Below are 24,796 nucleotides of genomic sequence, written 5' to 3'. Positions count from 1 at the left end.
AACATACAAATGACTGCGAGCCCACATGACCAAGCCAACCGTCCGCTGCTGACGCTGCAGCCGGGCCAAGTCACCCTGGCCGACCTGCGCCGCATCTACCGCGGCGAGGTCCGGCTGGCCATGGCCGAATCGGCCTGGGCGGGCGTTCGCGCCGCGCAGGCCACGGTGCAGGACATCATCGACGCCGACGCCGTGGTCTATGGCATCAACACCGGCTTCGGCAAGCTGGCGCAGACGCGCATCCCCAACGACAAGCTGGCGCAATTGCAGCGCAACCTGGTGCTGTCGCACAGCGTGGGCACTGGCCCGGACCTGGCCGAAGACACGGTGCGGTTGATCCTGGCCACCAAGGCGGTCAGCCTGGCGCGCGGCCATTCCGGCGTGCGTCCCGAACTGATCGAGGCACTGCTGGCGCTGGCCAATCACGGCGTGACGCCATGCATCCCGGCCAAGGGCTCGGTGGGCGCCTCGGGCGACCTGGCGCCGCTGGCGCATATGTCGTGCACGCTGATCGGCGTGGGCGAGGTGATGGTGGGCGGCAAGCGCGTGCCGGCCGCGGAAGGGCTGGCCCATGCCGGCTTGCAGGCGTTCGAACTGGGCCCCAAGGAAGGCCTGGCACTGCTCAATGGCACCCAGGTGTCGACCGCGCTGGCGCTGGCGGGCCTGTTCGCCGCCGAAGACGCCTTTGCCGCCGGCCTGGTCGCCGGCGCGTTGTCGCTGGAGGCCATCAAGGGCTCGGTCAAGCCGTTCGACGCGCGCATCCATGAAGCCCGCGGCCAGGCCGGGCAGATCGCCGTGGCCGGCGCCGTGCGCGCGATGCTGGACGGCAGCGAGATCGTCGACTCGCACAAGGCCTGCGGCCGCGTGCAGGACCCGTATTCGATCCGCTGCCAGCCGCAGGTGATGGGCGCATGCCTGGACAACCTGCAGCACGCCGCACGCATCCTGCAGATCGAAGCCAATGCGGCCTCCGACAACCCGCTGGTGTTCTCGGCGCAGGGCGACGTGGTCTCCGGCGGCAACTTCCACGCCGAGCCGGTGGCCTTTGCCGCCGACATCATCGCGCTGGCAATCGCCGAGATCGGCGCGATCTCCGAGCGCCGCCTGGCCCTGCTGCTCGATACCGGCCTGTCGGGCCTGCCGCCGTTCCTGGTGCGCGACGGGGGTTTGAACTCGGGCTTTATGATCGCGCAGGTGACGGCCGCGGCGCTGGCCTCGGAGAACAAAGCGCTGGCGCATCCGTCCAGCGTGGACAGCCTGCCGACCTCGGCCAACCAGGAAGACCATGTGTCGATGGCCACCTACGGCGCGCGCCGACTGGGCGAGATGGCGGCCAACACCGCGGTGGTGGTCGGCATCGAGGCCATGGCCGCGGCGCAGGGCATCGAGTTCCACCGGCCGCTGAAGTCGTCGCCGCTGGTGGAGCAGGAACTGGCACGTATCCGTGCAAGGGTGGATTTTGTCGAAGGCGACCGCTACCTGGCGCCGGATATCGAGGCGATGAAGCAGTGGGTGGTGCAGGGCGATGCGGGGGCGGGGTGGCCTGCGGCGGTTCGGGCAATCTTGCCGACCAACGCTGGTTGATACGCCGGCCCTCACCCCCGCCCCTCTCCCGCAAGCGGAAGAGGGGAGACCCCAGCCAGTGCTGGAGAGGCCAGTGGTTTGCTTCCCTCTCCCGCGCGCGGGAGAGGGGCCGGGGGTGAGGGCCAGCGTAGCCCAAAACCGACGACATACCAATCGCCACGATACCGGCCTGCTCGCGCTACCAGCGCTATCCAATGGAGAACACAACATGAACGCTCCCGAACCCCAAGCCCTCCAGAGCGGCCAGCGCGAGATCCGCGCGCCGCGCGGCACCCAGCTGCACTGCAAGAACTGGCTGATCGAAGCCGCCTACCGCATGATCCAGAACAACCTCGATCCCGACGTGGCCGAGCGCCCGCAGGACCTGGTGGTGTACGGCGGCATCGGCAAGGCCGCGCGCAACTGGGAATGCTTCGACGCCATCCTGGATAGCCTGCGCCGCCTCGGTGAAGACGAGTCGCTGCTGGTGCAGTCGGGCAAGCCGGTGGGCGTGTTCCGCACCCATGCCGACGCGCCGCGCGTGCTGATCGCCAACTCCAACCTGGTGCCGCACTGGGCCAACTGGGACAAGTTCAACGAACTGGACCGCGCCGGGCTGATGATGTACGGCCAGATGACCGCGGGCTCGTGGATCTACATCGGCACGCAGGGCATCGTGCAGGGCACCTACGAGACCTTTGTCGAGGCCGGCCGCCAGCATTACGGCGGCGACCTGTCGGGCAAGTGGATCCTGACCGCGGGCCTGGGCGGCATGGGCGGCGCGCAGCCGCTGGCGGGCGTGCTGGCGGGTGCCTGCGTGCTGGCGATCGAGTGCCAGGAATCGCGCATCGATTTCCGCCTGCGCACGCGCTATCTCGACAAGAAGGCCACCACGCTGGATGAGGCGCTGGCGATGATCGCCGAGGCCACGCAGAAGAAGCAGGCGATCTCGGTGGGCCTGCTCGGCAACGCCGCCGACATCGTGCCGGAACTGGCCAAGCGCGCGCAGGCCGGCGGCATGCGCCCGGACATCGTCACCGACCAGACCTCGGCGCACGACCTCGTCAACGGCTACCTGCCGCAAGGCTGGACGGTTGCGCAGTGGGAGCATGCACGCCAGCACGATCCCAAGTCAGTCGAGGCCGCCGCGCGCCCGTCGATCGTCAGGCACGTGCAGGCCATGCTCGACTTCCAGAAGATGGGCGTGCCGACGGTCGACTACGGCAACAACATCCGGCAGGTCGCGTTTGACGAAGGCGTACAGAACGCCTTCGATTTCCCCGGCTTCGTGCCCGCCTATATCCGCCCGCTGTTCTGCCGCGGCAAGGGTCCGTTCCGCTGGGTCGCGCTGTCGGGCGATCCGGAAGATATCTACAAGACCGATGCCAAGATGAAGGAACTGTTCCCCGAGGACAAGTCCCTGCACCGCTGGCTCGACATGGCGCACGACCGCATCGCCTTCCAGGGCCTGCCGGCGCGCATCTGCTGGGTGGGGCTGGACGAGCGCCACCGCGCGGGGCTGGCCTTCAACGAGATGGTGAAGTCGGGCGAGCTGAAGGCGCCGGTGGTGATCGGCCGCGACCACCTGGACTGCGGCTCGGTGGCATCGCCGAACCGCGAGACCGAAGCGATGCGCGATGGCTCCGACGCGGTGTCCGACTGGCCGCTGCTGAACGCGCTGCTGAATACCGCGGGTGGTGCCACCTGGGTCAGCCTGCACCATGGCGGCGGCGTCGGCATGGGCTTTTCGCAGCATGCGGGCGTGGTGATCGTCTGCGACGGCACTGACGCCGCGGCAAAGCGCATCGAACGCGTGCTGTGGAACGATCCGGCCACCGGCGTGATGCGCCATGCCGATGCGGGCTACGCGCTCGCCATCGAATGCGCGCACGAGAAGGGCCTGGACCTGCCGATGGTGAAGGGCGCATGAGCCCGGTGCCATCTCAACCCTTCGCGCTGGCCGATATCGCGCCCACGCGCTGGAAGAACGGCGGCGGCAACACGCGCGAGATCGCGGTGTGGCCGCCGGCCGCCGGCATGGATGACTTTATCTGGCGCCTGAGCGTCGCCGATATCGAACGCGACGGCCCGTTCTCGGCGTTTCCGGGCATCGATCGCCAGATCGTGCTGCTGGACGGCGCGGGCGTGACGCTGTGCGCGGACGACGGCAGCTTCAGCCATCGCCTGGAACGCGTCGGCGAGCCGTTCGGCTTCTCCGGCGATACCAGCCTGCAGGCGGCGCTGCTCGACGGCGCCACGCGCGACTTCAACGTGATGACGCGGCGTGGCCATTGCCGCGCGCGCGTCGAAGCGTTCCGCGCTGCGTTTGCCATCAGCACCGACAGCCATGCGCTGTGCCTGCTGGCCGTCAGCGGTGCCTGGCAGGCCAAGGATGCCGCCATGCGGCTGCAAGCGGGCGAAGGCGCGCTGCTTCGCGCGGACGGCCCGGCAGCGACGCTGGCGTTCGAACCTGCCGGTGATGCGGCCCTGTGCCTGTGCGTCACCCTCGACATGGAGCCTGGTCAATGACACCGACTTCCTTGCCGCCCGCCCCCAGCGCGGACGGCGTTTGGCACAACTGCCACCTGCTGCCCGATGCCGATCCCGCGCAGGCCGTTCGCGATGCCGCGCTGGTGGTCGAGCGCGGACGTATCGCCTGGCTGGGCGTCGCGGCGGACTTGCCCGAGGCCTGGCGCGGTGCCCCGCGCCATGACGCCAACGGAGCCTGGATCACGCCGGGGCTGGTCGACTGCCATACGCACCTGGTCTATGGGGGCCAGCGCGCCGACGAATTCGCCATGCGCCTGGCCGGCGCGGGCTATGAAGAGATCGCGCGCGCCGGCGGCGGCATTGTCTCGACAGTGCGCGCCACGCGCGCCGCCGACGAAGACACGCTGTTCGCGCAGGCCGCGGCGCGCCTGCAGCCGCTGCTGGCCGAGGGCGTTACCGCCATCGAGATCAAGTCCGGCTACGGGCTGAACCTGGAAGCCGAACGCAAGCAATTGCGCGTGGCGCGCCGGCTGGGCGAGCAGTTCGGAATCTCGGTCTACACCACCTTCCTCGGCGCTCACGCGTTGCCGCCGGAGTACGCGGGCCGTGCCGACGACTATATCGACCTGGTCTGCAACACCATGCTGCCGGCGCTCGCCGGCGAAGGCCTGGTCGATGCCGTCGATGCCTTCTGCGAGTCGATCGGTTTCTCGATCGCGCAGACGGAACGGGTGTTCGACGCCGCCGCGCGCCACGGGCTGCGGGTCAAGCTCCATGCGGAGCAGTTGAGCAACCTCGGCGGCGCCGCGCTGGCGGCACGCCACCGTGCGCTTTCGGCCGACCATCTCGAGCATCTCGACGAGGCCGGCGTGGCGGCGATGGCCGAAGCCGGCACGGTCGCGGTGCTGCTGCCCGGGGCCTACTATTTCCTGCGCGACACCAACCTGCCGCCGATCGCGCTGCTGCGCCAGTACGGCGTGCCGATGGCGATCTCCACCGACCACAACCCCGGCACGTCGCCGGTGACGTCGCTGCTGCTGATGATGAATATGGCGTGCACCCTGTTCCGCCTGACGGTGCCAGAGGCGCTGGCCGGCGTGACCATGCACGCGGCGCGCGCGCTCGGCGCCGCCGATCGCCACGGGCGGCTGGCGGCGGGGCGGGTTGCCGATTTCGCGCTGTGGCGCATCGATTCGCCGGCCGAGCTGGCGTACTGGTTCGGCCGCAACCCGGTCGCGACGGTGGTGCGCCAGGGGCGCGTCCATGCCTGCGAGGGAGCCACTGCATGAGCGGACAACTGTTTGCGCCATTTGCGCTGCTGCCGGACGGCTGGGCCCGCGACGTGCTGCTGGCCTGGGACGAGCCGGGCCGCTTCACCGCCGTGCAGCCGGGGGCAACGCCCGCCGCCGGCGTGCCGCATGCGGCGGGCCCGGTAGTGCCGGGCATGCCCAACCTGCATTCGCATGCGTTCCAGCGCGGCTTTGCCGGCCTGACGGAATTCCGCAGCCGCCCGCAGGGCGATGATCCGGCCGGCGCCGATTCGTTCTGGAGCTGGCGCACGCTGATGTACCGCTTCGCGCAGCGGCTCTCGCCCGACACACTGGAGGCGGTCGCGACCCAGCTCTATATCGAGATGCTGCGCGCGGGCTACACCAGCGTGTGCGAATTCCACTACGTGCATCATGACGAGGGCGGCAGGCCATACGCCGACGCCGCCGAGATGTCGCTGCGGCTGCTGCGCGCGGCCCAGCGCACCGGCATCGGCATGACGCTGCTGCCGGTGCTGTACCAGGCCGCGGGCTTTGGCGGCAAGCCGCCACTGGCCGGGCAGCGGCGCTTCCTGCACGACACCGATGCGATGCTGAAGCTGCTGGAACGGCTGCGCCCCGCGTGCGCGCAGTCCGGCGCGCGCCTCGGGCTGGCGCCGCACTCGCTGCGCGCGGTGCCGGAACCAAGCCTGGCGCACGCGCTGGCGGGACTGCGGGACATCGACGCGCAGGCCCCCATCCATATCCATATCGCCGAGCAGCAGAAAGAGGTCGACGACTGCATCGCATGGTCGGGCACGCGCCCGGTGACGTGGCTGTTCGACCATGTCGAAGTCGATGCGCGCTGGTGCCTGGTGCACGCCACCCATATGGACTGGGACGAGCGCCGGCGCCTCGCCCACAGCGGCGCGGTGGCCGGCATCTGCCCGACCACCGAGGCCAACCTGGGCGACGGCGTATTCGAGGCCGCGCCCTACCTGGCGCAGCAGGGCGCATGGGGCATCGGCTCGGACAGCCATGCCAGCGTCAGCGTGGCCGAGGAGCTGCGGCTGTTCGAATACGGGCAGCGGCTGGGACTGCAGCGGCGCAACGTGCTGGCGTCCGACACGCATGCGCAGGTGGCGGACCGCCTGTACCTGGAAGCGGTGGCCGGCGGCGCGCGCGCCTCGGCCCGCGCGGTGGCCGGACTGGCAGCGGGCCAGCAGGCCGACTTCGTGGTGCTGGACGGCGCGCATCCGACGCTGGCGGGCCTCGACGGGGCCCAGGCGCTGGCCACGCATGTGTTTGCCTGCCACGGCCATGAGACACTAGCGGAAGTCCGCACCGCCGGCCGCATCCGCGTGCAGCATGGCGCGCATCCGCTGCAGGCGGAGGCCGGGCGCCTGTTCATCGCGGCACGCGCCAGCCTGCTGGCCGACTGAGACCCGGGCGCACGCCCACTGCATCGCAATGACCATGTCCTTTTCCACCGATACCTCCGCTTTCACCCTGCACCGCGGCACGCGCCCGTTGCTGGTGTCGATGCCGCACGTCGGCACGCACCTGCCCGCGTCCGTCTCGCAGCGCCTGACCGCCGAAGCGCGCACCGTGGCCGACACCGACTGGCACCTGGAACGCCTGTACGATTTCGCCCGCGACCTGGGCGCGTCGGTGCTGGTGGCCACGCACTCGCGCTATGTGGTCGACCTGAACCGCCCCCCCGACAACGCCAACCTCTATCCCGGCCAGGACACCACCGGCCTGTGCCCGGTCGATACCTTCGACAAGACGCCGCTCTATGCCGACGGCAACGGTCCCGACGACGCGGAAATCGCCGCGCGGCGCGACGCGATCTGGCACCCGTACCACCAGGCGCTGGCCGCCGAGCTGGCACGGCTGAAGGCCGCGCACGGCACGGTCGCGCTGTGGGACGCGCATTCGATCCGTTCGGTGCTGCCGCGCTTCTTCGACGGCAAGCTGCCCGACTTCAACCTCGGCACCGCCAACGGCGACAGCTGCGACGCCGCGCTGGCCAGCCAGCTGCTGGAGCAGGCCAGTGCGGTGCCGGGCCATACCGCGGTGCTCAACGGGCGCTTCAAGGGTGGCTACATCACCCGGCAATACGGCAAGCCGGCCGAGGGCGTGCATGCGGTGCAGCTGGAGCTGTCGCAGTGCGCCTACATGAGCGAGGTCTACCCGTTTGCCTACGACGAGGCGCTGGCGACGGCGCTGCAGCCGGCGCTGCGCGGCATGCTGGCGACGGTGCTGGGGTTTGTCGAGTCCCGTTGAGGACCGGCAGGACGAAAAGGAAAAGCCCGGCGCGATGCCGGGCTCCGTGGCAGGCCTGGCGCAGGCCTACTTCTTCACCACGTACTTGCTCACCTTGCTGCCGGTGACCTCGTTGTACTTCTCCACATACGCCTCGAACAGCTTGCGGATCGAGCGCCCGATCTTGGCGTAGTCCGCTTCGTTCAGGTTGGCCAGCGAGACCCGCCCGGACGGATGGCGGGTGCCGAAGCCGCGGCCCGGCAGCAGCACCACGCCGGCCTCGTCGGCCAGCTGGAACAGCAGCTCGTTGGGCTCGACCGAATTCAGCACCCATTTGACGAACTCGGGCCCGATCGCCTTGCCGCCGAGTTGTTCGAGATCGAGCAGCGTGTAGTAGTCGACGGCGTTGGGATCGTCCGCGTCCGGCGCAATGCCGATCTCGCGATACAGCGCGGCCTTGCGGCTGCGGATCAGCCGCTTCATCGCATTCTTGTAGGCGTCCGGCGTATCCATCAGCGAGAACAGCGAGAACAGCACCATCTGCACCTGCTGCGGCGTCGACAGGCCGGCGGTGTGGTTCAGCGCCACCGTGCGGCTGTCGGCGACCAGGCGGTCGATGAACTTCAGATTCTGCGGTTCGGTGGTGATCGAGCTGTAGCGCTTGTTCAGATCCTGGCGGGTGGCTTCCGGCAGCTTGCCGATCTGCAGGTCGAAGATATTGTCGCGGTTGGTGGCGATCACGCCCAGGCGCCAGCCGGTCGCGCCGAAGTACTTGGAGAAGGAATACACCAGGATGGTATTGCGCGGGCACATCGCGAACAGCGAGACGAAGTTGTCGGCGAAGGTGCCATAGACATCGTCGGTCAGGATGATCAGGTCCGGGCGCTCCTCGACGATCGAGGCCAGGTACTCCAGGCTCTCGTCGCTCATGCGCACCGACGGCGGATTGCTCGGGTTGACCAGGAAGAAGGCCTTGACCTTGGGATCGCGCAGCTTGTCGAGCTGTGCTTTCGAATACTGCCAGCGTGAATCCGGATCGGCGTCGACCGACAGCTCCACCAGCTGGTAGTCGTTCAGTTCCGGGATCTCGATATACGGCGTGAAGATCGGCATGCCCAGCGCGATGGTATCGCCGGCCTTGAGCAGGTGGTTCTCGCGGATGGTGTTGAACAGGTAGGTCATGGCGGCGGTGCCGCCTTCCACCGCGAACAGGTCGAACTCGCCGATGAAGGGATGGTCGCCGATCATCTCCTTGCGGATGTACTGGCTGACGATGGTTTCCGACAGCCTGAGCATGCGGTCGGGCACCGGGTAGTTGCAGGCCAGGATGCCTTCGCACATCTCGTACAGGAAGTCGCCCGCGCTCAGGCCGAGCTGGTCGCGCACGTAGGAGACCGCGCCGGCCAGGAACTTCACCCCCGGGATGTCGGCGTATTCGCGCGCAAACAGGTCGAAGCGCTCTTCGATGCCGTCGCGGCGCGGAAAACCGCCAACGCCCTCCGGCATGTACGAGAACGAGCGCTCCGATTCGCGCATCGCGAACAGGCCCAGTTGCCAGAAGCCGTGGCGCGGTACCGTCGCCAGGAAATTGGGGTTGCCGCGGCCGGCATTGAGCATCAGGCGCTCGGCGTCGCTGCTGGCCAGCTTGATCAGTTCATCCTTCAGTTCGAACGGCGAGAGGCTGGACAGCTTGGAGATATCGAACTTGCTCATGGCTTGCTCCTGTGTAGACGCTTGTCGGTTGGTTGGCGGGCCAACGCCCGTGGCATGGCCCGCGCAGCAGCGGAGAGGCAAAGAGAAACGCTAGACCAGGCCCACCACCAGCGGGCCCAGCAGCGTCAGCAGCACGTTGGCCAGCGCATAGGTGATGGCGAAGGGCACCGTCGGCACCGGGCTTTCGGCCTTGTCGAGAATGCCGCCGAAGGCGGGGTTGGCGCTGCGCGAGCCCGACAGCGCGCCGGCCAGCAGCGCGGCGTTGTCATACCGCAGCACGTAGCGGCCGAACAGCATGGTCAGGAACAGCGGCAGCAGTGTCACCACCGCGCCCAGGATGAAGATGGTCAAGCCGCTCTGGCGCAGCGTGGTCACGGCCTGCAAGCCGGAATTGATGCCGACGATGGCGACGAACGCGGCCAGGCCGAAGTCTTTCAGCAGCTGGCACGCGGCGGTCGGCATGGCGCCGAACATCTTGTGCTTGGAGCGCGCCCAGCCGAACACCAGGCCGGACAGCAGCGCGCCGCCGCCGGCGCCCAGCGTCAGCGGAATCGAGCCGGCGCGCCACACCAGCAGGCCCACCAGCAGGCCCACCAGCACGCCGGCGCCGAAGTAGACGAAGTCCGTCTTTTCGCTGGGGACCAGCTCATAACCGGCCGTCTGCGCCGCGCGCCTGGTGTCGGCCGGGGTGCCGTAGATGGTGATGATGTCGCCGTGCTGCAGCTTCAGGTCGGGCAGCAGCGGCAGCGGGTGGTCGTAGCGCTCGATGCGCTCGATATAGACGCCATGGCGCATGTCGCGCCCGACCATGTCGACGATCTCGGCCACGGTCTTGTTGTTCATGCCCTTGGCGGTAAATACCACGTTGCGTGACTGCATCACCGCGCCCATGCCGTCGGCATCGGCCACTTCCTTGCCGATCTGCGCCGCCGTCGGCACCATGGCATCGCGGCGGCCGACCAGCAGCACCAGGTCATCGTGCTGCAGCACCAGGTCCTGCGTCACCTCGATCTGCTTGCCGGCGCGCTGCACCTTTTCCACGGTCACCAGGTCGTCGCCGCCCATCTCCAGCTGCGCGATGGTCTGGCCGGAAGCATCGTTGACACGATACAGCCGCCCGACCACTCGCGGCAGCGCGCCGCGCTGGCCCGGGCCATACTGCGGCAGGCCGCCATTGAGCTGGGCCTCGACCTTCTTGGCATCGGTCTTCAGGTCCGATTTCATGAAGCGCGGCAGGATGTTGACGCAAACGATGATCGCGCCGAGCGAGCCGAACACATAGGTCACCGCATAGCCGACCGCCACGTTGGCCTGCATCGTCTTGACCTGGTCGGGCGGCAGGCCCAGCTTGGTAATGGCGTCGCCGGCCGTGCCGATGATGGCCGACTGCGTCATGCCGCCGGCGGCCAGGCCCGCGGCCAGGCCCTTGTCGAGATGGAACAGCTTGGCCAGCACCACCACCGTGACCAGGCCGCATACCGCCATGAACACCGCCATGGCAATCTCGCGCAGCGAACTGCGGTTGAGCGAGTTGAAGAACTGCGGGCCGCTTTCATAGCCCACCGCATAGATGAAGACCGCGAACATCACCGCCTTCACGCCGTTGTCGATCTCGACGCCGACCTGGCTGATCACCACCGCGGCGAGCAGCGAGCCGGCCACCCCGCCCAGCTGGAAGCGCCCGAAGGTGATCTTGCCGATCGCGTAGCCGACCGACAGCGCAAGGAACAGTGCGGATTCGGGCGACTTCTGGAAAATCTCGTGCAACCAATCCATCAAAGGCTCCTGAGGCGAGTGAAGCGAGTTGGGTAGTTGTTGCATCCGATGCGGGGGCGCCGGGCACGGCTACGTGGGACAGTGGGCTCCCTCTGGAAAAGGGCGAGTCCGGATGTCCCTCGGCATGAAGGCGGTCACGGCCAATGACTGCCATGGCGATGACGGCGCGCGTAGCGGCGGTGCGGAACGAGTACCGCGCGCGGTCCGCAGCGGCCGTGTCGAGGCGGCGTAGCGATTATGTCTGCCGTGTTGGGGCGGAGGTACTGAAAGCTTTTGTCGGCGAATTAAACGCCGTCAACATGGCGCGCGCGGTTTGAGGCGGCGGTGGCGGACGAGGGCGAGAGCGCGGGTGGGCGACGCGTGCTGCGCAGGCGATGCAGGGGAGAACCGCCTCACCCGGACGGGTGCGGCGGCAACAGCGAATGCGCGGGTCTCAGCGCCCGCCGGCGAGGCGCGCCTCGATATGCTTGGCGCGCTCCAGCGAACCCGGATGCGAACTGAGCATGCTCGATTGCCCGCCGTCGAGCGTCGACATCTTGCGGAACGCCGACGCCAGCGCCTGGCGATTGGCGCCGTTCTTCGTCAGCAGGTCAAAGGAATAATCGTCCGCCGCGGTCTCCTGGCGCTGCGAGAACTGTGCATTGACGAACTGCTCGGCCAGCGCGCCCACCTGCGACGAAGACAGCGCCGTCAGCGAAGCGATGCCGGTCGACCCCAGCAGCCCGCGCGCCGCAGCCGCGGTGTAGGCCACCTGCATCGCCGCCTTGGTGTGGCCCAGCGCGACATGGCCGATCTCATGGCCGACCACGCCACGCACCTCATCGTCGCTCAACAGGTCCATCAGCCCGCTGTAGACCCGCACGCAACCGTTGGCCATGGCCCACGCATTGATGTCCTTGGTCACGTAGACCTTGGCGTCGAGCGGCAGCCCGGTATTGCCCAGGCCGCTCATCACGGTGGCCAGGCGCCGGGTGTAGGTGCTGTCTGCCGCCGCGATGGTGTTCTTCTTGTCCATCTCGGCGCAGGACTGGTCAGACAGAGTCTTGACATTGCTGTCCGACAGGGTCGCGGCGGTGAACAGGCTGCCGCCGGCCTGGGTCAGGCTTTCCATGTTGGCGCCGGCACAGCCGGCCAGCAGCGCGGAACAGGCGAGGGTGGAAAGGGCGAGTGAGGCAAGAGGGCGGCGTGGGGCAGGTCGTTTCACATCGGGCTCCGGTCGAAGGCAATGCCATAGGATAGGAAGCGCGGCGGCGGCGTGCCAGTGGACGCAGTCCGACAGGGTCGCGGATTGCGGCACAGGCTGGCGCGTCCGATGCGGTCTGATGCGGGTGGACTGCGGCGACGAGGCTCGCAATGCACTCGTGGAACCGGGGCGCGGACTTCGGGAGAGCTCTGGAAAGATGGTGCCCGGGGTCGGACTTTCGAACTCAGGACGCTAGCCGGAAAGCCTTACTGGGCTTGGCTTTGCGCTGTGGTAGGATTGAAGAATTACCACAGAGGTTACCACGAACCGATGCTGTCCCCCCCCTTTGTACTCTGGAGGGGGATCACGCTGAGCTGGCTGAGTGGGAACCGAACCGGGGAGCCAAGATGGGAACCGAATTGCGTAGTTAGGCGCTGCCTACGTCTTCGCCCTGCAATTCCGAAGGTGGAAGGTCCGGCAATTCTGGGCGCTTCAGCAGGTAACCATGATGGAAATCCTTCGCCATGCCTAGCAAGCCTCTGCCCGTACTGCCTTCCTCCTTCGCCTCCGATTCCGCCCAGACTTCATAGTAGCGGTCTTTGCCGTCTAGTCCGTCCAAGACTGCCTTGATGGAGTAGGTGTACCCCTCAGCAACCACATGCACGACTTCTGATCCTGTGTCTGGGCGGCTGTAGACTTCGCTCCCGATGTAGACCGTGGGCGGGTCAAACGGGATGCTGCTACTTGGCCTCCGCGCCGCGTCCCTGTGCATCTGCTTCTTGAGCAGTATTGAGACAGCCCTATCGAGGCAGTAGCGCGCGTTTTCCACGGTCGCATTATTCGCTTCGAACTCAGCAGCGTAACGGACAGACCAACCACTCTTCTTGTCCACTCGGAAAACATCCGGGGTCATGTGGCGGAGGTTCTCTAGCTCGACGGTGTGAATTCCCAGCTCCAGAGCTTGGAGGCGGAAATGCTGGTAATCGATTTGGATGTAATCAGTTGGCACCTTCACGTGTTCGTCTATCCACTTCTTGTTCTTTGTCCAACTCGGGGCGTTCCATCCGCCTTTGCCGAACATCCCGAGTATGCCTAGCTCCTTCCTGCTGTCGTGGTCCCGCCAGCCATAGACGTTGTACGTGTCTTCAAACTCAATGTAGATTGCTTTCCTTGTTTCTATCAGGGAGTCTAAATAGCGCCCTTTGGCCACGGCAGCTTCGGCAGCCTTCAGGTGTTCTTTCGGCTCGCCATCCTCAAGGATGTCCGCGATGAATAGCTCCCGAATGCTCTTGCCCACTACCGCCATTGTCATCGCATCAATGGCCGCCGAGGCTGCATCGTAGTAGTTGCGGACTGTGATGGGCTCCGCAACCTGTGCATAGTGCTTTGTCAGCACGCGCTGCTTATTCAACGCCTTCAGTGTTCCGGATTTGGGGACCACTACTCCGGCAGACTTCAACTCACCCACCAGCTCATCGAAGCTCTTGGACTCAAGGTTCTTCTTTTCGTCCACTCCCAGCTCTATCAGTAGGGCGTATAGGACCACCTCAAGGGCGTCCTGAAGGATCACAAGTCCCGCTGAGGCAATGTACCTGTCATCTGCGGCGCAGAGCGGCTGGGCCTGTTCAAGCAGGGTGCGGGCGATTACTAGGGAGTGGACCGTAGCTTCTTTCATGAACGGGCAGGCGCGCTATTGGGACCGCGCTAGGTTATCACCTCCGTGGGGCTTTCCTGTAGGGACTGAAATGTTCATGGAAGAAGTGCGAGAGGTCATCTGATAAAGCCGCAGCGCCGGGTTCCCCCCGTACCCCCTCGCGCGCCAGCATGCGCACCCGCGCCATAGTGAACGCGCGCAGCCCATTAGACGCACGCGCGTGTACCCAATAGCGGCAGCAGCATGAATCCCTCTGAGGTAGGGGAAGGGGGCAGCAGAGCCTGGCTCCTAGAATCGACCGCCAAGCATAGGCAATCGAGAGGGGACACATGGCTGGGAAGGCGTGGCACTACTGGGCAGCAGCAGGCTTCGCTGCAAGTCTCGTTGCGGGCTGGATAGTCTCTGAACGCTATGAAGCTGCCAGGCAAGCTGAGGATGGGGAGACCATCGAATGCCTCATGCAGCGGCTGAGTCCGGAGGAGAAGTACCGACTTACCAAGCTCAGCGAGCAGGACGATTACAGGCCCCTCTGGCTGGCTTACTCCGAGGTCTTCCCGCGCTGCGCTCTCCATGCCAGCCAGTGGGAGCGGAAGCGGCAGCTCATGTTTGTCGCTTGGTCTCTGATGAAAATTAAGAGCCGGGAGTTCTAACGGGTTGTGAAGATTGCCTTAAAACCCTCGGCCCATGCCTCAGGTTTCTGGCCCGCCTTCTTCTGGTGGCACATCCTCCTCCGCCACGCGCCCCTTCTCCCGAAGTATCGCTAAGACCGTTTCCCTGTCGTCATAGAAGTCATGGAGCAGATGCTGAGCGTAGCGTCGGGATGTCTCCACCTCTTCGCCAGGGACCTCTCGCCATGCTTCATGCAAGACGTCATTCCCTAGTACGCGAATCTCTTCATGTGCGCGCTTTCGCCTGGCTGCCGTGATTACACCATCGTTGGCAGCCATGTCGATTTGCTGTTCTAGCGGAGTGCCTTTTTTCACCTTGTAGCCATTCGCGCGAAGCGTCTTGTCTAGGACCGAACGAAACATCCCAGCGGCTGCTCGGAAGCAGCCAGCCTCCAAACACCGTTCGCCCTCGCGGAACTCTGCTGCAATCCCAACCGGCGTTGCGGGTGGCAGTTGAAGCTGCTCAATCGATTCCCATGCGAAGGCCTTCAGTTGCCTAATGAAACCGGGATACGGGCCTTGAACGTCCACGATGCCTAGGGCACCTCGCCCGCAGCCCCCGCAGCGGAATAGCCGGTAATGAGTGGAGCGACGATCATCCCCGCGCACAATGGCACCATGATCTTGCCGCCCTTCCTTTAGCCATTGGAAGGTTGCGAGCGCGCCTTTGCACGTGGGGCATCGCGCAATCACGTTACCAGTTTCATTTATCGTCGCCATACGCACCTCTGTGAAGTCCAGTCGGCTTTTTAGCACAAGAGAGGACGTGGTGCGTCTGGAGATGTCAGCTTTGGGTACACCCATGCTGGGCGTCAGGTGACCTCTGCAATACGTGTCAGGATAGGGTTAATTTCAGAATTTCTTGACACTACCCGTGATGGGTCTTAGAGTTCATCCTGACACTTTCGACGGCAGGGAGCCAAGGATATGAACGCAGGCAAGCGGGTCGCCTATGTGCGAGTCAGCACGGTAGACCAGAACACGGAACGCCAGCTTGAGGGCGTGGCCGTGGACAAGACCTTCATGGACAAGGCCAGCGGCAAGGACATTCACCGGCCCCAGCTCCAAGCAGCACTGGACTATTTGCGGGAAGGCGATACGCTGGTGGTCCACTCAATGGACCGCCTGGCCCGGAACACTGAAGACCTCCTCCGCATGGTCCGTGAACTGACCGCCAAGCATGTTAGCGTCGAGTTCGTGAAGGAGCGGCTCACCTTCAGCGGCCAGAACGATGACCCGATGGCTACCCTGATGATGACAATGCTGGGCGGCTTCGCACAGTTCGAGCGGTCATTGATTCGCGAGCGCCAGCGTGAGGGCATCGCTATCGCCAAGGAGAAGGGCGTCTACAAGGGCCGTAAGGCATCGCTGAGCCCTGAGCAGGTAGCCTTGCTCAAGCAGCGGGCGGAGGCAGGGGAGAAGAAGGCTGCCATTGCACGGGACTTGGGAATCAGCAGGGAGACCCTGTATCAGTACCTAAGGCAGTCCTAAGTAGCTCAGTGATTTCCGCTAACATGGCGCCCTCAAAGAGATCAAGGGACGGCAATGGGCTGGATGTGGAAGAGGAAGACTATTAGGGAACTCGCATCTGCCGAGCGTTTGGTCAATGCGCGCGCTACAGATGTTGCAGATTTTGCGCATCTGAATTGGCGAATTTGCCTGGAGCCCTTACTTGGGGAAATGGCTAGTGAGTTGACTACCTTGACTGAGGGCGGCCCACATCGTTTTTTTGTGGCGAGTCAGCCAGCAGGAGCCTACAGCTTTCAAGTCAACGCCATCGCAAACCGCCTCCTTCGCCCTCTGACAATCGATTCCTTTGATGGCAAGAGTAGCCCAGTCATGGAGGAGCATGCGGCACTAGTTTATTCGCTACATGTAAGCGGGATGTGTACCGTCACGGTTCATCCCCATCGCTCAGCATGGTCCAAGCCGCATCGGGAATCCTATCTTGTGGCGGTGTATCGAACCCCTTGGGAGCTTCTGGGAGCGTCAGGTGTGTCTCGATTGAGAAAGCACTTCACAGTATTTCTAAAGCTTGTCAGTGCTTCCATGGCGGCTGGGGGGCAGAGCGTCAGCGATGGCCGACTATATGACCGGCTGGAAAGAGCGAATGACCGGTATGAACGGCTATATCAATCCCGTGCAGAACATCGGCGTGCTTTGGCAGATGCAGAGATAGCCTTAGGGGCGGGTCTTGTTGGCGGGCTTATCGCAAGTACGATCATGCCCTTTGCTCAAACATATGGAGCTGAGCACAGGAAATCGGCGGAGGAGGCTCGGGATAATTGCGGGAAGAACTACACGGGTCTCCCTGAGCTGCGAAAGGATTGCTTCGCATCCCTTCAGGCTAATTCTGATTATCAGCATGACATAGCTGTGGGGAAGTTGTTCACCACTGCTAATCTGCTAGTTGGGGCCTTGGTTCTAAGTGTTGTCGCAGTGTTTGTCATGCGCGGCATGCTCAAAAAGGGGTAGGCCGCAGAGATGCCATCGTGACGTGCGCATTGAATAGGGCCGGGGCAATCCCGGCTCTTTGTCCTTCTGGTAACGCCACCATCAACCATCTGACCACCTTCGCCTTCAAAGCCCACCAAATCCGCACCGTTACGGACGAGCAGGGAGAACCTTGGTTCATCGCTAAGGACATCTGCGATGTGCTGGGCTACGTGAACGTCAGCAAGTCCTTGGCTGACCACGTGGACGACGATGACCGGAAGCCTATCGACCTGAATACCCTAACGAATCGTTATGGAAATACCCGGGGCAATCCGAGGGCATCATCCATCAACGAATCCGGCCTGTACTCCCTCATCCTCAGCAGTAAGAAGCCAGAGGCCAAGGTGTTCAAACGCTGGGTTACCTCAGAAGTCCTCCCGAGCATCCGTAAGCACGGCGGTTACGTAGCCCCCACGACCAACGCTGCGGAAGCGTTTGTCTCCCATTACCTCCCCAATCTGTCCGAGAAGGCCAAGGGAGAGATTGTCATGGGATTGGGCAAACGGGTGGACGAGCAGGAAGCTGAGAAGGCCGTACTGGCTCCGAAGGCTGCCGCGTTTGATGAAGTCATCGCAGACAGGCAGGAGTCCCTTACGACCTTCGTCCGGACCCTGAGCGGGATGCTACTGCTTCCCTTGGGGCTCAACCGATGTAAGCCTGTTGCCCTTCAGCGGAAGGACACTGATGCTGCCTTTGTTAAACAGGGCAACCTGCTCTGGCGAAGATGCAACGATGAAGCCCTCGATTGGTGGCTTGCCATCTTGTTCCAGCCGGAAGCACCTGACAGGGCCGGGAGCGTTGCACCCTGACTCATACGCCTTTACGGTATCCCGATAGTCGGCCTTTGCTGCGACCTCTCCAATGATGGCCGGCAAGCCAATTATCAGCAGGATGGCAAGTAAGGAGGCGAGGATGAGGTACAGGCCAAGGACCGCCATCAAGACCCACAGCATCGCTGCTTTGAGCCTCTGCATTTCGCTCAGCTTCTCAAGCCAGCGCCGCACAGTCTCGAAACGCTTCCCACTCGCTGGGCTGCCCTTGGGCTCTGTGCCGAAGAGCCAGGCCACGCCAGCCACATAGGCGGCAACCGCGAGGCCCCAAAGAGCTGTTTGGGCCGGGTGGCTGTTCATCGCGCCTAGGGCATTGGCGCAGAAGTTAAAGACGGCTAGTGCCCCTAGAACGAAATAGCGCGCGGTATCGAGCGGGAATAGCTGACTATCCAGATGGAAATGACCAAGGAACCGTGAGTGGTACGTTGAGCCTATGAAGTAGCACCCCATGGTAAGGACAGCGCCGCAGATGGCCCGCTCTTTGATGAGCATGGTTAGAAGGCGCTGAAGCCTTCCGGGGGCCTGAGGGTTAGATGTGTCTGCTACTGGCTTGTAGTGGTTGTCTGCCTCCACCTTGGTCTCCGAATGGGATAAGCGAAAGGCCACATGGTAAGCCAGTGGTAAACGGCTGTGACCCCGCGTAAACTTTCAGGTATCGAAAACTGACACCGCAAGGCTCCCCACATGCTCACACTCACGAAGCCCACTCCGGAGCAGCTCCGCGAGACCATCAAGCGGCACGGACTGACCCGGGGCGAAGCCGCTCAATTGGTCCACGCTTCAGTAACGGCCTGGCACGCTTGGAGCGCCCCGGAAGGAAGCTCGAACCATCGACCTATGCCCTTGGCTGCGTGGGAGCTGCTCCTTATCAAGCTGGGCGAGCATCCAGATTTCAAGCCAACACGATGAATTGACGCATACATACAGCGTATGTATCATGAGGTCTCAGTGACGCGAAGCAGCCCTGCCAAGCGCACTTGCTCTGTTGGAGTGTTTAAGCATGTCCGTCTTCAGTATCGCCCGCTTCCCCCGCATTCCCCTCTCGCTGTCCATTGACGGCGCCTCCAGCATCCTCCGCATCGGCAAGCGAGCCTTGCACATCTGTCCTGACTACGTAGAGCGTGCCCGCATCCCGCGCATGTTCGAGGCCTACGCAGGCGAGGAGAAGGGTAGCTGGGAGCTGCTCATCCTGCGCCGCTGGCTGGTGTCTGCATCGCTGGAAGCCTAAACCCACACTCTCGCGAGTAATCCGCAGCGGCCCCGGCAGCCGCACCAAGAAGCGCCCTCCGGTAATCGGTCGGCGCTTTTGTCGTTTCTGGAGCCCGCAAAGCCTTATACAGCAAGGGGCAGCGGGCAATTGCACCCCTAAAACCCGCCTTTCGATAAAAAGCTGATTTTTGCGGGATAGCGTTGATGGCACTTCCCGATATGCAGCTTCTCACCCGGCGCTTCCCATCTGACCGTTTCAGCGCCACTGGGGGATAGACACTCCCTGTCCGGTCTGGTCCGTGGAGGTGGCACCTGCCATCCCTGCGGCTTTCCCTTTCGTCCTCCAGTCATAACCATGTCAGCAAACAAACATCGCGCCAAGCGAGGCCAGCGCACGCCCGTATGGCCCCCTGCGCCCACTCGAGACGGTATCGAGTACCGCCCAGCAACCCCAGAGGACGCCGCTGCGTTGGCCCCACGGCTCCGCGCTAGTGACCTTGATGAACTCTATCGGGTCAGTGATCGGCCCTCCGTTGACCGCCTCTTGGATGGAATCCGGTTTTCCGATGAGGCTTGGTCTTGTCTGAAGAACGGTGACGTGGTCGCTACCTTCGGAGTAGGGCGTAACGGGGAACTGGGCATGGTCTGGATGCTGTGCGCCCCTGAGGTGGAGCAGCACCCGCGCCTCATGTTCGAACACCCCCGCGCATGGCTGGACAGCATCAAGGGCCGCTACAGCATGCTCTGCAATGCGGTGAGCGACCACAACACCGCTACGGTGGCCTGGCTCAAGCGTTTGGGCTTCATCATTGGTAATGAGTGCGCTGGCTTCGGCAAGCCTGGCGAGGTCTTCCGTCTGTTCTTCCGGGGCCTAGGCAATGTGTGAGCCGACCACTACGACGCTACTGGTGACCTCTCTTGCAATCAGTGCTGCCACCGCTGCGGCCAGCTTTGTGCAGGCTGACCATGCGGCCAGTAAGCAGAGCGATGCGAACCAGCGCGCCTATGACGACAGCGTAGTTCAGGCTCGCAATCAGCAGGCCGAGCAGGATGCTCAGGCGAAGGACCAGATGTCCGAGCGCGCGCGCCAGGCGATGGTTGAGACCGCCCACCTGAGGGCGCTATCGGCTGAGTCTGGGACCACTGGCGGAACGAATGACCGCGTGGACAACGAAGCCAACTTCAACGCCGGTCAAGACATGGCAGCCATCAGCGGCAATGCTCAGGCGGCTCAGCGTCAGCTTGCCCAGCAAGCCCGTGGTAGCTACGCCACAGTCACAAGCAGGCAGGCTCAGATTCAACCGCCAAGCCTCATTGGTACTGGGCTGCAAATCGGTGGGGCGTATGTCAATTACCAGACCAGCATGAACAAGCTGAAGGGCGATGCCACCGTTAAGGGCTCCACCTGACCTCTACAGGGCTCCTGGCGAGCCCCTTCAGATGTTCGAGCGTTTGTCTTCGCCCATCTGTTTCCTTCGCAATTCAGAGCCCTTCGCGGGTGACATCCTATCCCCACTGAACCACCACCACCATGCCGAACCCACAACAAGCACCGCGCGACATCACAGCGCGCCCACAAGGCCCCGCCAGCGCATCCCAGCGGACCACCTTCAGTACCCCCCAAGCGCACCCCGTAGATACCTTCGCAGCTCCCATTCAGGACCCCACTCTGAATGGCCTTATCACGGGCCTGAAGAGCTTCAATCCAGCCCTTGAGCAGTACGTGCAGGTTCAGGGGGCCAAGGAGGCTGACGCAGCATTCAAGGCTGGCGCAGCTAACGGGCAACTGGCGGACACCCTTGGTCCCACCGAGCATGGTCCTGTGCAAGTCCCTGCGCTACCTGAAGGCCAGCAGATTGACCCCGCCTTCGCACCCACCTTCGCGCAGGGCTACCGCCAGGCTGTGGGGGCCAAGATTGGCAATCAGATCAGCAATGACATTCTGGGCCAGTATGAGCAGAGCAAGAACGCTGAGGACTTCAATCCGGAAGCCTTCCTAGCTCAGCACACCCGCGAGCAGACACAGGGCATCACTGACCCGGCAATCCGTGAGGCTGTCGCTAAGTCCATCGCTGCGACCGCCGCTAGTGTCCGTGGTGACTTCCGCCAGGTGCAACTTCAGCGCTTGAAGGAGAACGCTACGCAAACGCTGTCCTCTCTGCTGGGCTCCGCTATGGACCCATCGAAGACAGCCGAGCAGCAGTACCAAGCGCTGGTCAGTGATGTAGAGCCCGTGCGTAAGCAGATGGGCCTACAGACCCGCGCTGAGATGGCCGAGATGGTCTTGCAGCAGGCGCAGATGAACTCGGCCAAGGCTGGGGGTCAGCCTGAGCTGTTCGACATCTTCACCAACTTCAAGGACCCCGCAACGGGCCTGACGCTGGCTGATATGAACCCGAAGATGAAGGCGCACATTGCCTCCGCTCGGGAACAGGCGGTCAATCAGCAGAACAAGCGGATTGAGCAGGGCCAGCAGGCTGACTTCTTCAAGCAGGCAGTAGCCGATGAGGACGCAGCGAAGGCTGGCAATGTGGCTCCGATTGAATCCTATGTGAGCCGCATCGGCCCCCTTAACCAGTACCAGAACGCCGGCGCTGCGCTGACTGCGTGGCGACATCACACGGAGCTGGCAGAAAAGGCGAAGGTGACCACTCAGTCTGTGGCTGCCATCGGCAATGGGACCGCATGGGGACTCACGAAGGAACACGCGCAGAAGGCGATGGACACCATCACTGACCCTGACGTGAAGACTCTCATGCAGGTTGCGTCCTCAGCTCAAGGGGGCGACCCCTCACAGCTCCCTGAGGTCCAACAGGCGATTCGTTCCATTGTGGACATCACGGGGCGCTCAGGGCGCAGTGACATTGCGAACTCTCGGCTGAAGGCTCTGATTGACGGAACGGTCAATGCAGTGCCGCCAAAAGGAGGGGAGCCATCAAGTCAGTTCATGCTTGCAGCGGCCCTCTATTCTGGTCTCCCAGATCAAGTGCGTTCACTGTACTTTGACGAGAAGGCAGACACCGTCTTCGATACCTTCGCGCGCGACGTGCGAGGGGGCATTGGTGCCAAGACTGCAATGGAGAATGGCTACCGTGCCGTATCGCCTGAGTCTGTCAAATTCGCAAAGGAGCTTTCCAGCACACCGGAGTGGAAGGCGCAGACAGCGGCAACCGTGGCGAACCTTACTACCGATTGGTGGCAGCGTTGGCCCCTTGTCGGCTGGATGGCTGAGCGGTTCGGCTACGGCGCTCCCCTCAATGAGAACGTGGTTACGAACTGGTCTCAAGCTGACCTTCAGCGGTACTACCAGCGAAATCCCAGCGCGACTCCGGAGCAGGCTAGGAGGTACATCATGGGCAGGGTTCAGGGCAACTTCATCTATGACCAAGCGAATCGAATTAATGTGCAGGTTCCGGATGGTCAAGCTAGTCCAGATGTGGCCCGGGCAATTAGCTCATTCGTCAAGGCCTCTCAAGAGAAGTACGGCATGGTGCCTCAAGATGGCATCCTGCATGGCGCGATGGAGTCGGTGAGCGAGTTTGTCAGCGGAACGCGGTCACCAATGCAATCCGTTGGGCTGGTCTACAGCAAAGATGGCAACTACCAACTCACCGCCTTTGTAAATGGTGCTCCTATTCACAAGTTGGAGGACGTAACGTTTAGTCAGATCATGACGTATGGTGCAGCCCAGAAAATTCTTTCGGATACCGAACGGGCCTCCATGAGCGCGCTGAAGCAAAAGCTCAATGACGGCTCTGTCACGGCGCAGGACCTTGCACAGAACGCTGACTTGCTTGCCAAAGCCAAGAGCCTGGGGCAGATCAACGAGACTACAGCGCGGCAACTTAAACAGGTTCAGGAGAAAGCATTCACGGATGTAAGCTCCCGGCGCTTCTTGTTCCCCACTGACAAGCCCGATTTTACTGGCCTCGCTGGGTCCCGCCTTACCGGTCAGGGCTCGAAGATTCAGGTGAACCAAGCTGCGTCTTTCGTGGCAGAGGGGGAACACTTCGCTGCTCTCACAGCAATGGGAGAAGGGCTGGTCCTGAAGGCGACTCAGGACCCGAACCCAAAGGCGGGGAACAACATCGGCTACGGGTACAACCTGAACGCCAATAAGGAAACGATGGCCGAAGACTTCCGCCGTGCCGGAATTCCTGCTGAGAAGCTAGAAGGCATCAAGGAAGGCACGGTGCAGATTACGCAGGAGCAAGCAGCACGGCTCCTACGTGTCACGAAGCCCCGCTACGTGGGCCTCGCTCAGCAATCGGTAGAGGCCATCAAGCCAGGCATGTGGGGAACCATGAGCGAGGGCCAGAAGGCCGCTCTCGCAGATGTGGCATACCAGACCGGCAACCCAGCTCAGTTCAAGACGGCTCTTGGCAAGCTGGCTGCTGGTGATGCTCAGGGCTTTCAGGACGCCTTGCGCGTTACCTACGTGAACTCTGAAGGGAGCCGCGTGGAGGATGTCCGCCGAAACAAACTGCGGGCGTTGATGATTGCTGGCCCCGCAGCGTTCGTGCAAGGCATTCGGGAAGCCTCCCGGCTTTCGCAGTAGACAGTTCACTTTGCCCCGGCATCTCCCGCTGGGGCTTTCTTTTTTCTCTTTTCAAGATTCCCATGAATGAACATAAGCAGGGCGCGCTGGATGCGCTCATGGCAGCTATTGCCCGCTCGAAGCGCGGCACGGTGCTTTTTGAAAACGGCGGGGTCACTGTAGGTGAGTTGGCTTACCACCTCCGCATCTTGGCCGAGGAGCGCAGGGCCATTGCTGTGTCCGGCGTTATCAGTTCCCCAGATGGCGACGCTGAGTGGTTCTGGCGGTTCCCGGGCGCAGAAGCCAAAGAGGGACAGCTTTCGGTATATGGCTGGCAAGGGGCGAAAGGTCTAGCGCCTGAGTTCCTCACGCTGGTTCCTGAGGCTGCTGATTCAGCCTGGCTTGCTGAGGCGCTCGGCTATAGCGCCGGCATCGTCAAACCGTGGGAAGACCGAGAGTTTGCCTACAGCGTGGACTTCCTTCCTAACCTCCCATCGAGCGCATTCCAATGAGCCAGCGCATCGAAGAAGCCAGCTTGCTCCCGTGGGAGGGGGAAGACCAACTGGCCGGGACCAAAGCTGCAGCGGCACTCGCGGGAAAGAACGACCCGAACGGGAGCCAGAGGCCCGCTCCAGCTGCTCGGGCAGCAGCCCGGAAGGTCAAGGTCATTACTGGACCTGAATGGATTGACTGGGATGCGCCCATCAATCCGGACCCGCCAGTACCCCTTATCGACTTCGCCAAGACCCTCAAGGGCATCAATGCGGTTGCCGTGTGCCGAGACCTGAATGAGCTTGGCTACCTAGTCCGCAGGCAGGGCAAATATGTCCCCCGCAAGGCCCGTGACGGTGACCGCCGCTGGTTCGAGTCCAGAGATGTTAATGGCCGCGCTGTGGTCTTCGTTACGGAGGTCGGCAGGGAACTGATGCGGCAACTGGCGAAGGACAAGAAGCTGACCCGGCTGAAGGCTCCACGCGTCGTGAAACAGGAGTGACATGCAATGACAAGAGAACCCAAGTTCAACCCACATCGGCGCGCTGCTGGGGAGCGGCTGGGGCTCCTGGCTGACGAAGTGAGACAGGAGGTAGAGGCACTGGAGGGCCGCTTGGGCACTCGTCAACGCCAGCGGACCGAGGCCGGACAGCGGATTTTTCAGGGAACA

20 protein-coding genes are annotated in these 24,796 nt (G+C 63.4%); 15 read left to right on the top strand and 5 right to left on the bottom strand.

The annotated features are described in order from the left end of the window. Positions 1–9 precede the first annotated feature (9 nt). From hutH to hutG, 6 genes are all read left to right on the top strand, one after another. Positions 10–1,584 (top strand): histidine ammonia-lyase, encoded by a 1,575-nt coding sequence (gene hutH, locus ACOCMH_RS29800; protein WP_427311068.1) that lies wholly within the window; start codon positions 10–12, stop codon positions 1,582–1,584. Between the two features lie 208 nt (positions 1,585–1,792). Beyond that, positions 1,793–3,493 carry a urocanate hydratase gene (gene hutU, locus ACOCMH_RS29795; protein ID WP_427311066.1) on the top strand — a complete coding sequence of 567 codons (1,701 nt, stop codon included), beginning with the start codon at positions 1,793–1,795 and terminating at the stop codon, positions 3,491–3,493. Then, complete coding sequence (locus ACOCMH_RS29790) at positions 3,490–4,092, top strand: HutD/Ves family protein (RefSeq protein WP_427311064.1); 603 nt, start codon at positions 3,490–3,492, stop codon at positions 4,090–4,092. Before hutU ends, ACOCMH_RS29790 begins: the two co-directional genes overlap by 4 nt. Further along, entirely contained in the window at positions 4,089–5,342 is a 1,254-nt protein-coding gene (gene hutI, locus ACOCMH_RS29785; protein ID WP_427311062.1) for an imidazolonepropionase, read from the top strand. Before ACOCMH_RS29790 ends, hutI begins: the two co-directional genes overlap by 4 nt. Then, positions 5,339–6,742 carry a formimidoylglutamate deiminase gene (locus ACOCMH_RS29780; RefSeq protein WP_427311060.1) on the top strand — a complete coding sequence of 468 codons (1,404 nt, stop codon included), beginning with the start codon at positions 5,339–5,341 and terminating at the stop codon, positions 6,740–6,742. The genes hutI and ACOCMH_RS29780 overlap by 4 nt, the downstream gene beginning before the upstream one ends. Before the next feature lie 34 nt (positions 6,743–6,776). Beyond that, positions 6,777–7,589 (top strand): N-formylglutamate deformylase, encoded by an 813-nt coding sequence (gene hutG / locus ACOCMH_RS29775; protein ID WP_427311058.1) that lies wholly within the window; start codon positions 6,777–6,779, stop codon positions 7,587–7,589. 66 nt (positions 7,590–7,655) lie between these two features. Here hutG and ACOCMH_RS29770 read toward each other — a convergent pair whose 3' ends face one another. The 4 genes from ACOCMH_RS29770 to ACOCMH_RS29755 form a co-directional block, all read right to left on the bottom strand. Continuing rightward, entirely contained in the window at positions 7,656–9,281 is a 1,626-nt protein-coding gene (locus tag ACOCMH_RS29770; RefSeq protein ID WP_427311057.1) for a bifunctional aspartate transaminase/aspartate 4-decarboxylase, read from the bottom strand. Positions 9,282–9,371: 90 nt separating this feature from the next. After that, on the bottom strand, positions 9,372–11,057 hold the full coding sequence (gene aspT / locus ACOCMH_RS29765; RefSeq protein ID WP_427311055.1) for an aspartate-alanine antiporter: 1,686 nt from the start codon (positions 11,055–11,057) through the stop codon (positions 9,372–9,374). A 433-nt stretch (positions 11,058–11,490) separates the two neighbouring features. Further along, positions 11,491–12,168 carry a M48 family metallopeptidase gene (locus tag ACOCMH_RS29760; RefSeq protein ID WP_427313393.1) on the bottom strand — a complete coding sequence of 226 codons (678 nt, stop codon included), beginning with the start codon at positions 12,166–12,168 and terminating at the stop codon, positions 11,491–11,493. Between the two features lie 499 nt (positions 12,169–12,667). Further along, positions 12,668–13,915, bottom strand: coding sequence for a hypothetical protein (locus ACOCMH_RS29755; protein WP_427311054.1), 1,248 nt, complete (start codon positions 13,913–13,915; stop codon positions 12,668–12,670). A 308-nt stretch (positions 13,916–14,223) separates the two neighbouring features. Here ACOCMH_RS29755 and ACOCMH_RS29750 point away from each other — a divergent pair, with 308 nt between their 5' ends. Further along, complete coding sequence (locus tag ACOCMH_RS29750; RefSeq protein WP_427311052.1) at positions 14,224–14,544, top strand: hypothetical protein; 321 nt, start codon at positions 14,224–14,226, stop codon at positions 14,542–14,544. Positions 14,545–14,583: 39 nt separating this feature from the next. Here the strand turns inward: ACOCMH_RS29750 and ACOCMH_RS29745 are convergent, their stop codons facing one another. Next, positions 14,584–15,093 carry a DUF4145 domain-containing protein gene (locus tag ACOCMH_RS29745; RefSeq protein ID WP_427311050.1) on the bottom strand — a complete coding sequence of 170 codons (510 nt, stop codon included), beginning with the start codon at positions 15,091–15,093 and terminating at the stop codon, positions 14,584–14,586. 396 nt (positions 15,094–15,489) lie between these two features. On the opposite strand from ACOCMH_RS29745, the gene ACOCMH_RS29740 reads away from it, so the two are divergent. From ACOCMH_RS29740 to ACOCMH_RS29705, 8 genes are all read left to right on the top strand, one after another. Beyond that, complete coding sequence (locus ACOCMH_RS29740; RefSeq protein WP_427311048.1) at positions 15,490–16,053, top strand: recombinase family protein; 564 nt, start codon at positions 15,490–15,492, stop codon at positions 16,051–16,053. A 1,001-nt stretch (positions 16,054–17,054) separates the two neighbouring features. Next, on the top strand, positions 17,055–17,867 hold the full coding sequence (locus ACOCMH_RS29735) for a BRO-N domain-containing protein (protein ID WP_427311046.1): 813 nt from the start codon (positions 17,055–17,057) through the stop codon (positions 17,865–17,867). 1,021 nt (positions 17,868–18,888) lie between these two features. Next, positions 18,889–19,116, top strand: a complete 228-nt coding sequence (locus ACOCMH_RS29730; protein WP_427311045.1) for a hypothetical protein — start codon at positions 18,889–18,891, stop codon at positions 19,114–19,116. Between the two features lie 621 nt (positions 19,117–19,737). Further along, positions 19,738–19,983 carry a hypothetical protein gene (locus ACOCMH_RS29725; protein ID WP_427311043.1) on the top strand — a complete coding sequence of 82 codons (246 nt, stop codon included), beginning with the start codon at positions 19,738–19,740 and terminating at the stop codon, positions 19,981–19,983. Between the two features lie 22 nt (positions 19,984–20,005). After that, positions 20,006–20,506 carry a virion core protein, T7 gp14 family gene (locus ACOCMH_RS29720; protein ID WP_427311041.1) on the top strand — a complete coding sequence of 167 codons (501 nt, stop codon included), beginning with the start codon at positions 20,006–20,008 and terminating at the stop codon, positions 20,504–20,506. A 122-nt stretch (positions 20,507–20,628) separates the two neighbouring features. After that, positions 20,629–23,655: a hypothetical protein gene (locus tag ACOCMH_RS29715; RefSeq protein WP_427311040.1), complete on the top strand. Its 3,027-nt coding sequence runs from the start codon at positions 20,629–20,631 to the stop codon at positions 23,653–23,655. Positions 23,656–23,717: 62 nt separating this feature from the next. After that, a complete protein-coding gene (locus ACOCMH_RS29710; protein WP_427311038.1) occupies positions 23,718–24,146 on the top strand; it encodes a hypothetical protein in 429 nt (142 codons plus the stop codon). Then, positions 24,143–24,628 carry a hypothetical protein gene (locus tag ACOCMH_RS29705; RefSeq protein WP_427311036.1) on the top strand — a complete coding sequence of 162 codons (486 nt, stop codon included), beginning with the start codon at positions 24,143–24,145 and terminating at the stop codon, positions 24,626–24,628. The genes ACOCMH_RS29710 and ACOCMH_RS29705 overlap by 4 nt, the downstream gene beginning before the upstream one ends. Positions 24,629–24,796: the final 168 nt, after the last annotated feature.

The organism is Cupriavidus sp. H39, from assembly GCF_050271075.1.
Lineage (GTDB): Bacteria > Pseudomonadota > Gammaproteobacteria > Burkholderiales > Burkholderiaceae > Cupriavidus > Cupriavidus necator_B.
This window is presented reverse-complemented; position numbering and strand designations above follow the sequence as displayed.